Annotated in this window: 13 protein-coding genes and 1 riboswitch; of the genes, 1 reads left to right on the top strand and 12 read right to left on the bottom strand. The window is 48.3% G+C overall.

Annotation, left to right across the window (positions count from 1 at the left end; all coding sequences use genetic code 11):
• Positions 1-64 precede the first annotated feature (64 nt).
• From argH to ADS79_RS24585, 3 genes are all read right to left on the bottom strand, one after another.
• Positions 65-1,510, bottom strand: coding sequence for an argininosuccinate lyase (gene argH / locus ADS79_RS24595; RefSeq protein ID WP_049740974.1), 1,446 nt, complete (start codon positions 1,508-1,510; stop codon positions 65-67).
• On the bottom strand, positions 1,507-2,766 hold the full coding sequence (locus tag ADS79_RS24590; protein ID WP_049740973.1) for an argininosuccinate synthase: 1,260 nt from the start codon (positions 2,764-2,766) through the stop codon (positions 1,507-1,509). The genes argH and ADS79_RS24590 overlap by 4 nt, the downstream gene beginning before the upstream one ends.
• 178 nt (positions 2,767-2,944) lie before the next feature.
• Positions 2,945-3,373: a DUF4760 domain-containing protein gene (locus ADS79_RS24585; RefSeq protein WP_049740972.1), complete on the bottom strand. Its 429-nt coding sequence runs from the start codon at positions 3,371-3,373 to the stop codon at positions 2,945-2,947.
• A 170-nt stretch (positions 3,374-3,543) separates the two neighbouring features.
• Between ADS79_RS24585 and ADS79_RS24580 the strand changes: the two genes are divergently transcribed.
• Positions 3,544-4,083 (top strand): histidine phosphatase family protein, encoded by a 540-nt coding sequence (locus ADS79_RS24580; protein WP_049740971.1) that lies wholly within the window; start codon positions 3,544-3,546, stop codon positions 4,081-4,083.
• A gap of 47 nt (positions 4,084-4,130) precedes the next feature.
• Here ADS79_RS24580 and ADS79_RS24575 read toward each other — a convergent pair whose 3' ends face one another.
• The 9 genes from ADS79_RS24575 to cccB all read right to left on the bottom strand — a co-directional run bounded on the left by ADS79_RS24575 (position 4,131) and on the right by cccB (position 15,467).
• On the bottom strand, positions 4,131-5,375 hold the full coding sequence (locus ADS79_RS24575; protein WP_236700067.1) for an HD-GYP domain-containing protein: 1,245 nt from the start codon (positions 5,373-5,375) through the stop codon (positions 4,131-4,133).
• A gap of 67 nt (positions 5,376-5,442) precedes the next feature.
• On the bottom strand, positions 5,443-5,997 hold the full coding sequence (locus tag ADS79_RS24570) for a DUF5317 domain-containing protein (protein WP_049740969.1): 555 nt from the start codon (positions 5,995-5,997) through the stop codon (positions 5,443-5,445).
• Between the two features lie 259 nt (positions 5,998-6,256).
• Positions 6,257-6,337, bottom strand: a riboswitch (cyclic di-GMP riboswitch).
• Positions 6,338-6,432: 95 nt separating this feature from the next.
• Positions 6,433-7,404 carry an ornithine carbamoyltransferase gene (gene argF, locus ADS79_RS24565; RefSeq protein ID WP_049740968.1) on the bottom strand — a complete coding sequence of 324 codons (972 nt, stop codon included), beginning with the start codon at positions 7,402-7,404 and terminating at the stop codon, positions 6,433-6,435.
• Positions 7,349-10,591, bottom strand: coding sequence for a carbamoyl-phosphate synthase (glutamine-hydrolyzing) large subunit (carB, locus tag ADS79_RS24560; protein ID WP_049740967.1), 3,243 nt, complete (start codon positions 10,589-10,591; stop codon positions 7,349-7,351). Before carB ends, argF begins: the two co-directional genes overlap by 56 nt.
• The gene (locus tag ADS79_RS24555; protein WP_049740966.1) at positions 10,584-11,690 is read right to left on the bottom strand and encodes a carbamoyl phosphate synthase small subunit; all 1,107 of its coding nucleotides are present in this window, start codon (positions 11,688-11,690) and stop codon (positions 10,584-10,586) included. The genes carB and ADS79_RS24555 overlap by 8 nt, the downstream gene beginning before the upstream one ends.
• Before the next feature lie 200 nt (positions 11,691-11,890).
• On the bottom strand, positions 11,891-13,072 hold the full coding sequence (locus ADS79_RS24550; RefSeq protein ID WP_049740965.1) for an aspartate aminotransferase family protein: 1,182 nt from the start codon (positions 13,070-13,072) through the stop codon (positions 11,891-11,893).
• Positions 13,073-13,084: 12 nt separating this feature from the next.
• Positions 13,085-13,885: an acetylglutamate kinase gene (gene argB / locus ADS79_RS24545; RefSeq protein WP_049740964.1), complete on the bottom strand. Its 801-nt coding sequence runs from the start codon at positions 13,883-13,885 to the stop codon at positions 13,085-13,087.
• Positions 13,886-13,899: 14 nt separating this feature from the next.
• Entirely contained in the window at positions 13,900-14,940 is a 1,041-nt protein-coding gene (gene argC, locus ADS79_RS24540) for an N-acetyl-gamma-glutamyl-phosphate reductase (protein WP_049740963.1), read from the bottom strand.
• A gap of 149 nt (positions 14,941-15,089) precedes the next feature.
• Entirely contained in the window at positions 15,090-15,467 is a 378-nt protein-coding gene (cccB, locus tag ADS79_RS24535) for a cytochrome c551 (RefSeq protein WP_049740962.1), read from the bottom strand.
• Between the last annotated feature and the right edge of the window lie 48 nt (positions 15,468-15,515).

The following is a 15,515-nucleotide window of genomic DNA, read 5'->3' as shown; positions in this document are numbered from 1 at the left end:
ATCGCTTGTACAAAAAAATAAACGGGCAGGCGAATCGCCTATCCGTTTATTACGTACTACTATATCACGCTGGTGACCCAACATCAATCAAAGATTCAATCATGACTTTTTGACTATTTTTGTCTACCCATGCGTGTGTGTCGACGAGCTTCTCGCGATACCAGGCGATTTGCTTCTCTACCTGATTGCGAGCCGTTCCACCCATTACGTTACGAGCATTGACTACAGTCTCTACTGCCAGCGCATCATATACATCTGCACCGATAACACCAGAGAAGCCTTGGAATTCTTCCAGAGACATATCCAAGAGATATTTTTGCTGCTCGATGCAGTACAGAACCGCTCTGCCTACTACTTCATGAGCCTGACGGAAAGGCATATCCTTCCGAACCAAATAATCTGCCAGGTCAGTAGCATTGGAGAAGTCGTTGGTCACAGCCTGACGCATGCGATCTTTTCTTACCTGCATGGTTTGAATCATCGGCGTCAGCAAGGCAAGGGCACCGTGAATCGTCGCTACGGTATCGAACATGCCTTCCTTGTCTTCCTGCATATCTTTGTTGTAAGCAAGAGGCAAGCCTTTCAGAACCGTGAGCAGTCCAAACAGATTTCCGTATACACGGCCTGTCTTCCCACGCACCAATTCCGCTACATCCGGGTTTTTCTTTTGTGGCATGATGCTGGAGCCTGTGCAGAAAGCATCATCCAGCTCTACAAAAGAAAACTCCTGGCTGCTCCAAATAACCATTTCCTCGCACAGGCGGGACAAGTGCGTCATGATCAACGAGGAATCTGCCAAAAATTCCACGATAAAGTCACGATCACTTACCGCATCCATGCTGTTTTGATAGATGCCGTCGAATTGCAGCATTTCCGCCACAAACGTACGATCGATCGGGAAGGTAGTACCAGCCAATGCTCCTGCGCCCAGCGGCAAAACATTCACCCGTTTCCAAGTTTCTGTCATGCGCTCGATGTCGCGCTGCAGCATGGATACATACGCCATCAAGTGATAGCCAAATAATACTGGCTGTGCACGTTGCAGATGCGTATAACCAGGCATAACCGTGTCCAGATGTTGATTGGCCTGCTCAATTAATGCTTCCTGCAAATACATCGCTAGCTGGATGATCTCCATCAGCTTTTCTCTGAGGTACAGGTGCATATCGAGTGCAACCTGATCGTTGCGGCTGCGGCCGGTGTGGAGCTTGCCCCCTACCGGTCCGATTTCCTCAATCAGCATCTTTTCAATATTCATATGAACATCTTCGTGAGCAACCAGGAACTCTGCCTGCCCACGTTCGATTTTATCTTTTACCTTCTTCAGACCCGCAATGATCTGTCTTACTTCCTCCATCGGTACGATGCCGCACTTACCCAGCATAGCTACATGTGCTAGGCTACCGACGATGTCTTGTCGCCACATTTTCTGGTCGAAAGAAATAGAAGCAGTATACTCTTCTACGAGCTGATTCGTCGGCTTCGTGAAGCGTCCTCCCCAGAGTTTCATTGCTTGATCGCATCCTTTTCATCCAAAATCTTGATGTCGGTGTTCATGTTTTCGTGCAGAACACCTTCATTTACTTGCGCGTATACCTTGGTTGGCAGACCCCACAGCTTGATGAAGCCAAGCGCTGCTTTATGATCGAACTGGTCGCCTGCATTGTAGGTTGCCAGCTCATGGCTGTAGAGCGAGGAAGCGGATTTGCGGCCTACGACGATCGCATGTCCTTTGTGCAGCTTCACGCGTACTACGCCTGTTACGTGTTTTTGTGTCTCTTCGATGAATGCTTGAACCGCATTACGAATTGGCGAGAACCACAGTCCTTCGTAGATCACTTGCGCCAATTTTTGCTCCACGATTGGCTTGAACACAGCTACTTCACGCGGTTGCGTCAAGAATTCCAGCTCACGGTGAGCCAAAATCAATGTAGTTGCAGCAGGTGTTTCGTATACTTCACGGGATTTGATACCAACCAGGCGGTTTTCTACGTGGTCGATACGGCCTACACCGTGGTTACCAGCGATTTTGTTCAGCTTCAAAATGAGCTCGGACAATGATAGCTCTTCACCGTTCAGTGCAGTTGGCTTCCCTTGTACAAACGCGATTTCGATCTCTTCTGCCTGATCAGGCGCATCTGCGATGGACTTGGTCAGATCGTAAGCACCTTCTGGTGGCGCTGCCCATGGATCTTCCAGTACGCCGCACTCGCAGCTTCTGCCCCACAGGTTTTGGTCAATACTGTATGGATTGTCGAGGTCGATCGGAATTGGAATGTTGTTCTTTTTCGCATATTCGATCTCTTCATCGCGCGTCCAGCCCCACTCACGAACAGGTGCCACGATTTTGATATCTGGGTTCAATGCTGTGAAAGAAACGTCGAAGCGTACTTGGTCGTTTCCTTTTCCTGTGCAGCCGTGCGCAACCGCAACAGCGCCTTCTTTTTCAGCGATTTCAACCAATACGCGAGAAATCAGGTAACGCGACAGAGCGGATACCAATGGATATTTGCCTTCGTACATCGCGTTTGCTTTCAATGCTGGCAGAACGAACTCCTCAGCAAATGCTTCTTTTGCATCCACTACGATAGATTTCAAAGCACCTACTTGCAGCGCCTTTTTCTGAACGAAGTCGAGGTCTTTTCCTTCCCCTACATCCAGTGCTACTGCGATGACATCAAAGTTGTATGTTTCCTGGAGCCATTTGATTGCTACAGATGTATCTAAACCGCCCGAATAGGCCAAAACAATTTTATCTTTTGCCATTATTCTCTCTCCCCGTTTCGAAGTATCTCTTATGTGAGTAATTATACAAACGGATTAATAAAAATACAACCCCTTTTCTTTGTTCTTTGTTTTATTTTCAAAGACAATTTCAGGCAAGCAAAAATAGAAAAAAGCCGAACAAGAGCATCGTCCTATCCGGCTACCGTTCGTATTCATTTTAGTGACCTGCGTAACTCACTTGTGGTACAAATTCCGCGCCCTTATGCTTGCGAATCCAGTCCAGCTCAGCTACAGCCAAGCGCTCGAAATTCTCTGCAATATGAATATCTCCCTGTGCTCTCCAATCGGCAATGATCGGGTACATCTTTTGATAAAAACCGTTGATGAACCACATATCAAACAGCAAATCGGGATGTATAAGACCGTTTTTATGCAACACACCCACCATCTCAAAGAAGCCATACAAGGCAACAAAATGGGTATAGCCCTCGCTCCCTTTTGGGAAACGGGTCCAAAACGCTTCTGGATTGATCGATTCCGATGAAAGCTCTCTGCCAAACCACACTTTTGCGGCACGCAAGCGCTCTGATTCAAACTGGTCATACAATTTAAGAATCATTTCTGCATCCTGATAGGTAGGTACCATCTTTGTTACACCTCTTCAAAAAAATGGAATGTACAAGTAGTATGGATGCTTTTCACCCTAGTTGCAAGCGAACAGAGCCACTTTTCTTATGAGAAAAAAAGATGCTACACTATGAATAGAGATGGCTCCCTATCGGATTGTCTTCATAAATCAAGAGCAGGAGGATTTTCATGAAGCAAATCTATCTGGTACGACACTGTCAAGCTACTGGTCAAGAAGCCAAGGCACCCCTGACAGAATTCGGTACCAAGCAAGCCGAGCAATTGGTTTCGTTCTTCGAAGGTATTTCGATAGATCGAATTGTTTCTAGCCCCTTTCATCGGGCGATTGCCACGATTCAACCTGTTGCTGCCAAGCGAGGCATCTCAGTTGAGCTCGATCAACGCCTGGAGGAGCGCGTATTGTCTTCGCAGCATATGGAGGATTGGCTCGATCGCTTGCGAGATACGTTTCAAGATCTCTCCCTCTGTTTCGAGGGTGGTGAGTCCAGCTTGACGGCTATGCAAAGAGCGAATGACGTATTGAACGAGCTTCTTTCTAGCGTAGCCCAGCATATTGTCATCGTTTCCCATGGGGGCTTGCTCAGTCTGCTCATGAAATCCATTGATGATCGATTTGGCTTTTCGGAGTGGCAGCAGCTGAGTAATCCCGATGTCTTTTTGTTAACCTGCGCGGATACAGAGCGTCAGCTGAAACGAATATGGGCTTAGCCCTTCTCTTACGCAAAATAAAAACAGTTACTAGGAAAGGGACACCTCTAATGGGTCGCCTCCTGTAACTGTTTTTTTGCGTTTGTTTCTTGTCCGATAATGCTTTCTAATTCCCCTCGTGGCAGTCTCTCCACGAGCTCGATAAAATGACCTGCCAGCACTGGATCAAACTGGGTACCGGAACCGCGTCTGATTTCCTGCAATGCTTCTTCTACTGGCAACCCTTTTCGATACGGCCTGTCCGCCACCATGGCATCGAATGCATCTGAGATCGCCAAGATTTTTGCCATCAACGGAATCTCATTGCCAACGAGTCCATCCGGATACCCTCTTCCGTCAATTCGCTCATGGTGAGAGCGTATGGCTGGAAGCAATTCATTAAACATGCCTGCCTGTAAAATAATCTCGTATCCAATCACCGTATGCTGTTTGATCTTGTCGTATTCCTCTGGTGTTAATTTTCCTTTTTTATTGAGAATCTCATCTTCTATGCCGATTTTACCTATGTCGTGCAAGATTCCACCAACGTAAATCTCTTCTACTTTATCAGCCGGCAATCCAATTTCCTTGGCTATCTCTCTTCCCCAATGAGCTACCCGCTGAGAGTGGCCGCTCGTATAGCGATCTCGGGCGTCAATTGAAGCGGCCATTGCAGTAAGGAATTTGTGATTGAAGGTTTTTACTTCCTCCATGTTTTGCGCGAGCTTGTGCATGCTCTCATAATATTGACGCAAAACAACACTAATAATGAGGAAGATCGCTACCAGCGGGATTAGTGAAAGAATCCCGTAAGCATCTACAAGTCTTGCTCCCAGTCCACCTACCACAAGCAGCATGATATACGTGGCGGACCCGTTTTTGAGCATATTCGATATCGCATTTACCATTGATACTTTTCCGTAATAGGAAACCAGAATCGCACAAAGCAATGTATTCACACTAAAGTATGTAAAGGCAACGAATAGATCCGAGATTGGCCACGGTATGTGATAGCCGCTTAAGCTGGTTTGAATCCAGCCTACAATCAATACCGTACAGAGCATTTGCCCTGCATTTGCAAGCGCTCTCGTTATAGATGAACGAAACAGTACGCCTAAGATCAGAGCCTCCAGTAAACAGGACCAGATCGCAATCCAGCTGCCCCAAAGGATTAAGCCTGACAAGATCACTGCATTATTCAAGGTTAAGGTTGCATTCGGAGTCTTGAACGGCGTAAACGAACAAACGATTGTCAGGAGAGTAAAAGCCACCAAAACAGGAATGTTATTTTTTACTTCCCACTGAGGCAGCACTAAGAAAACCACGAAAAAAACGAGTGCGGGAAAACCTAGATATATAATTAACTGTTTGAATATCTGATCACTTTGAATGTTTAACCGCATAGTTTTTTCCTTCTCTCAGCCTTATTAGAGATATGGGTTTATTCAGCAGGCGCTGCACCAATAAGAAGGTTCCCAGCATAATAAATATATCACCGATACTAATTACACGAGGAATGATAAACGGCTTGAATATGATGTCTGCCAGAAAAGATAGTTTTGTTTCTGCAGTAAGCGCGATGTGTTTGAAATCGGTACCATTTATTAACGCGTCAATTGGATAGGACAGTTTACTCGCCTGTTCCAAATCAACCGGCATCTTCCCGCCATTCGCCCAGATAACGAGTGCGTTTAACAGCCAGCCGATCATAAAAATTCGCATATCCTCATGTTGGCGATTGCTGATGAAAAAAACAAGGACAAACAAATAGGACAAGCATACGAAAAAGCCTGACCAGCTTGGAATGAGCTGCGAACAGAATTGCAAGGCAACACTGACAATCAGGGTCCAAATAAAGTAGAACTTGGGGAAACTACTAATCTTGCCTCTTCGGATTAAGGCTATCGCAAATGACAGAACTACAACGTCGGTCATACAAGCCCTCCCAATAATAGTGAAAAAACACCACTAAAGAGCGGTGTTTTTCCGCAATGCCACTTATATTCTACCAAGAAGTCCAGTTTGCAGAAGTAGCTGCTACGATCGCTGCCACCATCATAATTGCTGCAACCCATTTTTTCATAATTTATTTCCCCTCCTTTATTTATAGTGGAGAAAGCTGGCTTCGCTACTGTCCAAAATACCAGAGGCCAAGCGACCAGATACAGCCCCTGTTCTTCTTTCCTTTCTCCAATACGAAAAAGGGCGGATTCGCTACTGGCTCCATACGGACCAAGCGACCAAATAAAGTCCGTACTTCTTTGCTACTTTCATACCTATATTTTACACATAAGTGACAAAATTCGGCAATCATAGTTTCATAGTCTATTCGATTTAATTCACAGTAGTCCTAAATAACTAGAACTATGTTCACACCAGCGCAGCCAGAATAGCTTTTTGCGCGTGGAGACGGTTTTCCGCTTGATCAAAAATGACGGAGCGAGATCCATCGATTACCCCTGCCGTTACTTCTTCTCCGCGATGAGCTGGCAGGCAGTGCAGGAAGAGGTAGTCGCTATCTGCATGACTCACCAGATTCTCATTTACTTGATATTCGGCAAAAGCCTTCAAACGAATTTCGTTCTCCTCCTCAAAGCCCATGCTGGTCCAAACATCTGTATAAACAGCATCAGCGCCTGCTACTGCTTCGATCGGATCGGTTGTTGCCATCATGCTTCCGCCGCTCTTTTTCGCGTATTCACTTGCTGTAGCGAAAATCGCTGCGTCCATTTCATAGCCTGCTGGTGTAGCGACACGTACATCCATTCCCAACAAGACTGCTGCCAACACGAGCGAGTTTGCCACGTTGTTTCCATCGCCGACATACGCCAGCTTGATGCCTTTCAATCTGCCCTTGTGCTCCCAGATTGTCAGCATGTCAGCCATCGCCTGGCACGGATGGTACAGATCGGTCAAACCATTAATGATTGGAATCGATGCGTGCTCAGCCAGCTCCTCCACATACGAATGGGAGAATGTGCGAATCATGATTGCATCTACGTAACGGGAAAGAACCTTTGCCGTGTCGCTGATCGGCTCACCGCGTCCAAGCTGCAGCTCTTTTCCACTCATAAACATACCCAGGCCACCCAGCTGGTGCATCCCTACCTCGAAGGAGACACGTGTACGGGTAGATGCCTTGTCAAAAATCATGCCGAGCGTCTTGCCCTGCAAAGGCTGGAACGGCTGCCCCAGCTTTTGCAATTGCTTGATATGTGCCGCCAGATGAAGCAGCTCCATCAGTTCTTCTCCAGAGAATTCATCGACACGCAGAAAATCTTTTCCTTTATGCTTGTTGAGCGGTAAGTTTTGAAAGTGTTCCAATATCTTCACAGGCTGCATGCGAGCCACCTCTTTTCTTCATAATGGACTTCACGTACAAATCGAATGTATCAACGGCAAAAAATTGCTGAACTCCCTGCTGGACCATCCGACTGCGCAAAGCAAAGCCGGTACGTCCCGGGCGATTTCCTTTGGTTGCAGTGACTAAGGCAAAGGCAGCCTTTTCTTTTTGCAAAAGCTCAATAAATCCTTGCTCTTCCGTAATCACATGACTAACTTCTACTCCGTTGTTTCTCAGCCAGTCAGCCGTACCTTGGGTTGCTGCCAGAGCAGCTCCGTCGTCTTGCAGCTGTGCCATAGTTTGAGCCAGCTCATCCTGTTTGTCGCCATCTGCGAGGGACACTATGACCAGACCGCCCTTTTGCCAATCCCCGTAAAGATTATCCTTAAAGGCGAATGCCTTGCCTGCCGCCTCTTCTAACGTTCTTCCAAGGCCAAGCACTTCACCGGTTGATTTCATCTCCGGTCCGAGGACAGGGTCGACTCCATTCAGCTTCACTGTCGAAAATACAGGTGCTTTTACAACAGAGAAAGGAATGTCAGGCAGAAGCCCGGTGCCATAGCCCATAGCAGACAGCTTTTCTCCCAATTGGGCCCGCACTGCCAGCTGAACCATTGGAATTCCTGTTACTTTGCTCGTGATTGGTACGGTACGCGAAGCACGTGGGTTTACTTCCAGTACATAAACGGTATTGCCGCTAATGACAAACTGGATATTGATAAGACCGACAGCTCCCATTTCATGAGCAATCGCTTCTGTGTAGCTGGCGATCTTTTGCTTGATTTCTTCGGTTAATTTGGGTGCCGGAAACAACGCCACGCTATCTCCAGAGTGAATTCCCGCTTTCTCTACATGCTGGAAAATACCTGGGATAATGACCGACTCTCCATCGCATACTGCATCGACTTCTGCCTCTCCGCCTGGTACATATTTGTCGACCAAGAGCGGGAAAAATGCGCTGCTTTCCGGATGATTCAGCCAATCGTTGATCGTTGCCGTAAGCTCCTCGATATTGTGAACGACTACCATGCCTTGACCACCAATCACGTACGATGGGCGCATCAGTACAGGAAAGCCAATCTCTTCTGCAATCGTGGTAGCGTCCTCTAGAGAGGTAACCCCTTTACCCGGGATGTGCGGGATGCCCAGCTTGCGCAGCATCGCATAGAACAACTCGCGATCCTCTGCTCGCTCAATCGCGGCAAGCGAAGTACCCATGACTTTAAGCCCTGCACTCTCCAGCTTTGCAGCGAGGTTGATCGCGGTTTGTCCACCGAACTGCACCATGACGCCTTCCACCTGCTCACGCTCAGCAATATGCAGTACATCCTCCACATGAAGCGGCTCGAAATACAGGTGATCCGCTGTTTCATAGTCGGTACTGACTGTTTCCGGATTGTTATTCACCACAACAGCAGCAATTCCACTCGCTTGCAAGGACTTCGCCGCATGTACCGAGCAATAGTCGAACTCGATCCCTTGTCCGATGCGGATGGGGCCAGAGCCAAGCACAAGCACCTTGCGTCCTTCTAATGACTCTACTTCATCTACTCCCTGCCAATCCGAGTAGTAATATGGCGTTTGCGCATCGAATTCAGCGGCGCATGTATCTACAATTTTATAAGTCGGGGTAACCCCTGCCTGCTGACGCATTGCCTTGACCGCAGACGGTGTGCTGCCTATTAAAGAAGCAATCGTTTCATCCGCGAAGCCGCGTTTCTTTGCTTCCAACAGCAGTTCAGGCGATAACTCCTCCGCGGTGCTTTTGGCCAGCTCGACTTCCAGATCAACGATTTTGCGCAAGCTGCGCAGGAAAAACGGATCCACGCCAGTCAGGCTATGCAGTTCCTTTTCCGTGAAGCCCCTGCGAATCGCTTCAGCAAATACAAACAAGCGAATATCTGTCGCATCTTGCAATGCTTGGGTAAGCTCTTCACGAGTCCAATCTGCAAGCTCCGGACGAGACAGATGCGTGCAGCCCTGCTCCAGGGAGCGAACAGCTTTCAGAAGTCCCGCTTCGAGATTGCGCGCAATGGACATAACCTCGCCAGTCGCTTTCATTTGCGTGCCTAGCTTGCGATCTGCGAGTGGGAATTTATCGAATGGGAAGCGTGGAATTTTCACCACGATATAATCAAGTGCAGGCTCAAAGCTTGCATACGTATAGCCTGTAATCGGGTTTAATACCTCGTCTAATCCGTAGCCCAGAGCCAGCTTGGCAGCGATACGAGCAATTGGATATCCGGTAGCCTTGGAAGCCAGCGCACTGGAGCGGCTCACCCGCGGGTTTACTTCAATCAAAACGTAACGATCGGACAATGGATCAAGAGCAAACTGAATGTTACAGCCGCCCACTACACCCAGCGAACGAATAACCTTTGTCGATACGCTGCGCAGCATTTGATATTGACGGTCCGTTAGCGTTTGGGATGGTGCAACGACGATACTGTCTCCGGTATGAATGCCTACCGGATCAAGATTTTCCATGTTACACACGATGATGCATGTATCATTGGCGTCACGCATGACCTCATACTCGATTTCCTTCCAGCCTTTGACACTGCGTTCGATCAATACCTGACCGATTGGGCTTGCTGCAATACCGCCAGCTGCGACTTTGCGCAGGGACGCTTCATCCCCAGCAATCCCGCCACCAGCACCACCCAGCGTATACGCCGGACGCACGATGACCGGATAACCAATCGAATTGGCAAATGCAATCGCAGCTTCCACAGATTCTACTGTGTCACTCTCGGGTACCGGCTCTCCGATTTGTTGCATCAATTGCTTGAACAGCTCACGGTCTTCCCCGTTTTGAATCGCTTCGAGCGGTGTTCCCAACAATTGAACGCTGTATTTTTCCAGAACACCTGCTTCCGCCAAAGAGACAGCAAGATTCAGTCCTGTTTGACCACCTAATGTCGGGAGGAGACCATCCGGGCGCTCTTTTGCGATAATCGCTGTCACGGACTCCACCGTGAGCGGCTCCAAGTACACTTTGTCCGCTACCTGCTCATCTGTCATGATCGTGGCAGGGTTGTTGTTCACCAGTACCACCTGCACGCCCGCTTCCTTTAAGGAAAGGCATGCCTGAGCACCTGCATAATCAAATTCTGCAGCCTGGCCAATGACGATCGGCCCCGAACCGATAACCAATACTTTATGGATGTGTGGCAATTTAGGCATATGTTTTCGCTCCTACTTCACGCATAGACTGGATAAATTGGTGAAAAATGTGGGAAGTGTCACTAGGTCCAGGATGTGCTTCCGGATGGTACTGCACACTGAAAACAGGCAAGCTTTTGTGGGTAAGCCCCTCTACCGAGCCATCGTTAACATTTCTGTAGGACACATTCAGTTCAGATTGTTCCAGCGACTCCTCTTTCACTACATATCCGTGATTTTGTGAGGTCATATATACTTTGCCTGTCTCCAGATCTTTGACAGGATGATTTCCACCGCGATGGCCATAAGCCAATTTTTCCGTTTTTCCTCCGTACATCAGAGCAAGCACCTGATGTCCCAAACAAATTCCCAGCGTCGGATATTGTTCAGCCGCTTTGCGCCACTCGCTGCAATAGGCAAGCAAATGCTCCGGATCGCCAGGGCCATTGGAGAACATTAAGCCATCTGGTGAAAGCGACTTAATCTGCTCGATTGACGTATCGAAAGGAACGACCGTGACACGGCATCCCAGTGCCAGCAGTGCATCCACGATGGACTGCTTCATTCCCAGATCGACCAAGACAACGTGTTCGCCTGTTCCCGGATAACGCTCAATTCTCTGACTCGACACCTCCGCGACCAGCGACTTTTTCGCATGCTTGTTACGCAGTGACACGACTTCTTCGGCTTGCATAGGCTGATCGGAAATAACACCAAACAAGGGACCGTTTTGACGAACACGCTTTGTTATTGTTCGTGTATCAATGCCAGCCAAGATAGGAAAACCAAATTCCTCGGCTGCCTCTGCCAAGGTTTTTGTAGATTCATAGTGGCTCGGTTCCAGGCACAGCTCGCTGACGATCATTCCGGTAAGAGCTGGCTTTTGCGCTTCAAAATCTTTTGGGTTGATTCCGTAGTTCCCAATCAAGGGATATGTGAAGGTAACGATTTGACCTGCAAAGGATGGATCAGACATGACTTCCTGATAGCCAGTCATTCCTGTAGTAAATACGACTTCTCCAAATCCGTTCACCGGAGCTCCGTACAGCGTTCCAGTAAAAACTTCGCCGGACTCCAGCGTGAGATAACCTGTTCCAAATGCTTTCTCTTCTCTATTCATCTATGAAGCCACTCCTCTCCAATGGGAAAAAAACATAGATATATGGCGACGTCATGTGAATAAATCATTCACATATATCCGTTTCTTATTGCAAATCTATGCAACTCTGTGTATTAATATACATTCAATATTATAAAAATGCAACGAGTTTTTTGAACAGATCAACTCGTTGCATTTTTCCAATGTGTACAATTTTTACATTACTGCGTGGACAATGCCTCACGGAGTACTGCGATGGCGTGCTTTACTTCCTCCTCTGTCGTTACAAAGGAAGGCAGGAGTCTGACTACCTGTGGCCCAGCCATGAGGAGAATCACTCCCTTTTCACGTGCATACGCCACAGCGTCGGCTGCTGGTATCGTCAGCTCTACGCCAAGCAGCAAGCCTTTCCCGCGAATCGTGGAAACCTTGTCCGGGTGCTCTGCCTTAAGCTGCTCCAGCTCCTTCATCAAAAGTGAATGAATATGAGCAACTTTGTTGAGAATATTTTCTTCTTCCATTGTTTCCAGGGTAGCGATTCCTGCTGTTGCAGCAAGCGGATTTCCCCCAAAGGTCGTACCATGCGTACCTGGCGCGAATGCTTCTGCAACTTCCTTGGTTGCAACGACGGCTCCGATCGGGAAGCCGCTTCCCAAACCTTTTGCCAGCGAGATCGCATCTGGCTTCACATCGTATTGCTGAAAAGCAAACCAGGTGCCGGTCCGGCCGACTCCCGTTTGAATCTCATCGACGAGCAGCAGGAGACCATGGGCATCACATAATTCACGCAAGGCTTTTACCCAAGCCTCTTCAGCAGGATGTACTCCGCCTTCCCCTTGAACCAATTCCAGCATAATCGCGCATGTCTTATCGGTGATTGCTGCCTGGACTGCTGCCAAGTCATTGTAAGGAACAGTCACGAAGCCTTGAGGCAATGGAGAGAAGCCGTCCTTTACCTTGTCCTGCCCGGTTGCTGTCAGCGTAGCCAGCGTACGACCATGGAACGATTGCTCAAAGGTGATGATCTCGTAGCGGTCATTTCCTTTTATTTTTTGCGCGTATCTGCGGGCCAGCTTGATTAATCCTTCGTTCGCTTCAGCACCGCTATTGCAGAAAAAGGCTTGGTCCAGTCCGGATAAACGGCTCAGCTTTTCTGCAAGTACACCCTGCTGTGGAACATGCACGAGATTCGAGCAATGCCACAATGTGTCCAGCTGCTCATGCAGCTTGGCTGTTACTTTTGGGGGTACGTGTCCCAGGGAAGTAACCGCAATACCCGAGGTAAAATCCAAATACTGTTTTCCAGTATCATCCCATACCTGGTTGCCTTGTCCTTTTACCAAGCTGATGGGCCATCTTGCATAGTTATTCATGAGATGCATAGGAGCTGTTACTGTGCTCATCTTTTTCCCTCCTTATAGGGCTTGATTTACATTCATTGTTACGGTTGTACCGACCGCTTCCCCGTTGCATACCGATACGAGGTCGCTGGCATTGCCCCGGCATATGACGACCTGCTCCACACCTTGATTCAAGGCATCCAGCGCTGCTTGCACCTTCGGAATCATGCCACCAGTAATAATCTTTGCTGCGATCATCTCTTTGATCTCGCCAGTACTTGTCTGCTCCACTACTGCCTTCGTACCATCCGCTTGTGGACGCATGATTCCAGGTACATCCGTCACCATAATCAGCTTTTCGGCAGACAATGCAGCAGCAATCGCTCCGGCAGCTACATCGGCATTGATGTTATACGACTGCGTCGCATCTGCACTGACAGCCAGTGGAGCGATGACTGGCACGAAGCCCTGATTCAGGATCGCTTTTGGAATAGTCGTGTCTGCTTTCGTGATTTCCCCTACCCATCCCAGCGGCTTGGCTGTTTTTTCGGCCAAAAGCGTTTGTCCGTCAATTCCGCTAACGCCCCACGCCTTTGCCCCTGCTTGTGTCAAACGACGTACCAACGCTTTGTTGATACTGCCGCATAGCACCATTTCGACGACACGCAATGTATCTTCACAAGTAACACGCAGTCCGTTTACAAATTGGGGTGTGATCTGGACCTGGTCGAGCATGCTATTGATCGCAGGTCCGCCTCCATGAACGATCACGAGCTGTTTACCTTCTTCTTGCAGCTTGGCTATTGCCCCAAAAAACTCATGTGGCAGCTGATCCATCGTGCTGCCACCGCATTTGATGACGATGATTCCTTGCATCCGTACTCCCCCTCTTACGGAAATGCCGGTACGAGCGGCAAACCAGCATTTTCAGGCAGTTGGAACATGACGTTCATATTTTGGATCGCTTGACCTGCGGCGCCTTTTACGACGTTGTCGATAACGGACAGAAGTATCACACGGCCTGTACGCGTATCGACATGAGCAGAAATATCACAATAGTTGGAGCCATACACCTCTTTTGTATGAGGGTTACTTCCTACAGGACGCACCCGAACAAACGGTTTATCTGCATACGTGGATGTATACAGCTCTTGAATTTGCTCTGCCGTCACATCAGCTGTTAATTGTCCGTATGCCGTTACCAGAATTCCTCTCGTCATCGGTACCAGATGCGGTGTAAACTGCACAATCGCGGATTGACCACTTTGTCTAAACAGCTCTTGTTCAATTTCCGGTGTATGCTGATGCTTCGATACTTTGTAGGCATGGATGCTTTCGTTGATTTCACTGTAATGAACCCCGAGGGATACTCCGCGTCCCGCACCGGATACACCTGACTTCGCATCGATGATCCAGCTGTTCGGCTGTACCCATCCGCTTTTTGACAGAGGAAGTGTAGCAAGCAATGCCGCAGTAGGATAGCATCCAGGATTGGCGATCAGCTGTGCACCAGCTACCTCTTCGTGATTCCATTCTGTCAGTCCATAGACTGCTTTTTGTACCCATTCCGCTGGGGCTGGCTCGCGCTTGTACCACGTTTTATAAGCTTCTCCGCTCTCCAAACGGAAATCACCGGACAAATCGATCACCTTGACTCCTTGCTCCATCAGTTGTGGTGTTAATTCAGCACTTACACCAGCCGGAGTAGCCAAGAAAATGACATCATTGTCTGCGCCCATCTTGACTGGGTCAATCGCAGTAAGCAGCGGCAACCCCAATCCGGTTACATGCGGAAACGTTTTCTCCAATGCCTCTCCCTCAGATGAGCTTGAATATAAATTCGCAATTTGCGCATGAGGATGTCCTGCCAAGAAGCGGATTAATTCTGCTCCGCCATAACCTGTAGCTCCAACGATTCCGACCCGAACCATGCCCCTCTCTCCTTTTCCAACGTTCTGTATTTTTATACATGAATAATAATAAAAATTCATACAGAATACAACCTTAAAAATTTTCGTCACGACTTTTGAGCACGCAAAAAAGCGCCCGATCTGCTCGGGCGCTCTTGTGTATTACCTGCTTATTTTTTATCCGCCAGCCACGCAGCCAATGTTTCGGCGTCGGCACCTTTTACCAGTCCAGGTGGCATTGCACCCTTTCCTTTATCCAACACTTCCAGGATTTGATCCTTGTTCAACTGGCTACCAATCTTTTGGAGATTAGGGCCAACTGCACCCTCCAGTGTTTGACCGTGACAGGCTGCACAAGTGTTTTTGAATAGCGCTTCTGCAGTTGCTGTGTCATAGCTGCCGGATGGAGCAGTAGTCGATGGCGTTTCCGTAGAAGGTGTTTCAGTCGAAGGCTTGTTAGCTGGTGGTTGCGCGGTCTTTCCGCCTCCACAGGCACTTAGCGAGAACACGAGTACAGCCGCCATTATTGCAAATGGAAAACGTTTCATGGCTGTTCCCTCCTTTTTCGGATATTTCTTAGCTAAGTATGCCACCTG

Origin of the sequence: Brevibacillus reuszeri (genome assembly GCF_001187725.1) — a bacterium.
GTDB lineage: Bacteria > Bacillota > Bacilli > Brevibacillales > Brevibacillaceae > Brevibacillus > Brevibacillus reuszeri.
The sequence above is the reverse complement of the archived record's forward strand: the minus strand, read 5'-3'. Positions and strand labels throughout refer to the sequence as shown.

What these genes read in the sequence shown, in the direction of transcription:
- argH (WP_049740974.1), bottom strand. Translation starts at nt 1,510, where the DNA reads ATGAAACTCTGGGGAGGACGCTTCACGAAGCCGACGAATCAGCTCGTA.
- ADS79_RS24590 (WP_049740973.1), bottom strand. Translation starts at nt 2,766, where the DNA reads ATGGCAAAAGATAAAATTGTTTTGGCCTATTCGGGCGGTTTAGATACA.
- ADS79_RS24585 (WP_049740972.1), bottom strand. Translation starts at nt 3,373, where the DNA reads ATGGTACCTACCTATCAGGATGCAGAAATGATTCTTAAATTGTATGAC.
- ADS79_RS24580 (WP_049740971.1), top strand. Translation starts at nt 3,544, where the DNA reads ATGAAGCAAATCTATCTGGTACGACACTGTCAAGCTACTGGTCAAGAA.
- ADS79_RS24570 (WP_049740969.1), bottom strand. Translation starts at nt 5,997, where the DNA reads ATGACCGACGTTGTAGTTCTGTCATTTGCGATAGCCTTAATCCGAAGA.
- argF (WP_049740968.1), bottom strand. Translation starts at nt 7,404, where the DNA reads ATGCAGCCTGTGAAGATATTGGAACACTTTCAAAACTTACCGCTCAAC.
- carB (WP_049740967.1), bottom strand. Translation starts at nt 10,591, where the DNA reads ATGCCTAAATTGCCACACATCCATAAAGTATTGGTTATCGGTTCGGGG.
- ADS79_RS24555 (WP_049740966.1), bottom strand. Translation starts at nt 11,690, where the DNA reads ATGAATAGAGAAGAGAAAGCATTTGGAACAGGTTATCTCACGCTGGAG.
- ADS79_RS24550 (WP_049740965.1), bottom strand. Translation starts at nt 13,072, where the DNA reads ATGAGCACAGTAACAGCTCCTATGCATCTCATGAATAACTATGCAAGA.
- argB (WP_049740964.1), bottom strand. Translation starts at nt 13,885, where the DNA reads ATGCAAGGAATCATCGTCATCAAATGCGGTGGCAGCACGATGGATCAG.
- argC (WP_049740963.1), bottom strand. Translation starts at nt 14,940, where the DNA reads ATGGTTCGGGTCGGAATCGTTGGAGCTACAGGTTATGGCGGAGCAGAA.
- cccB (WP_049740962.1), bottom strand. Translation starts at nt 15,467, where the DNA reads ATGAAACGTTTTCCATTTGCAATAATGGCGGCTGTACTCGTGTTCTCG.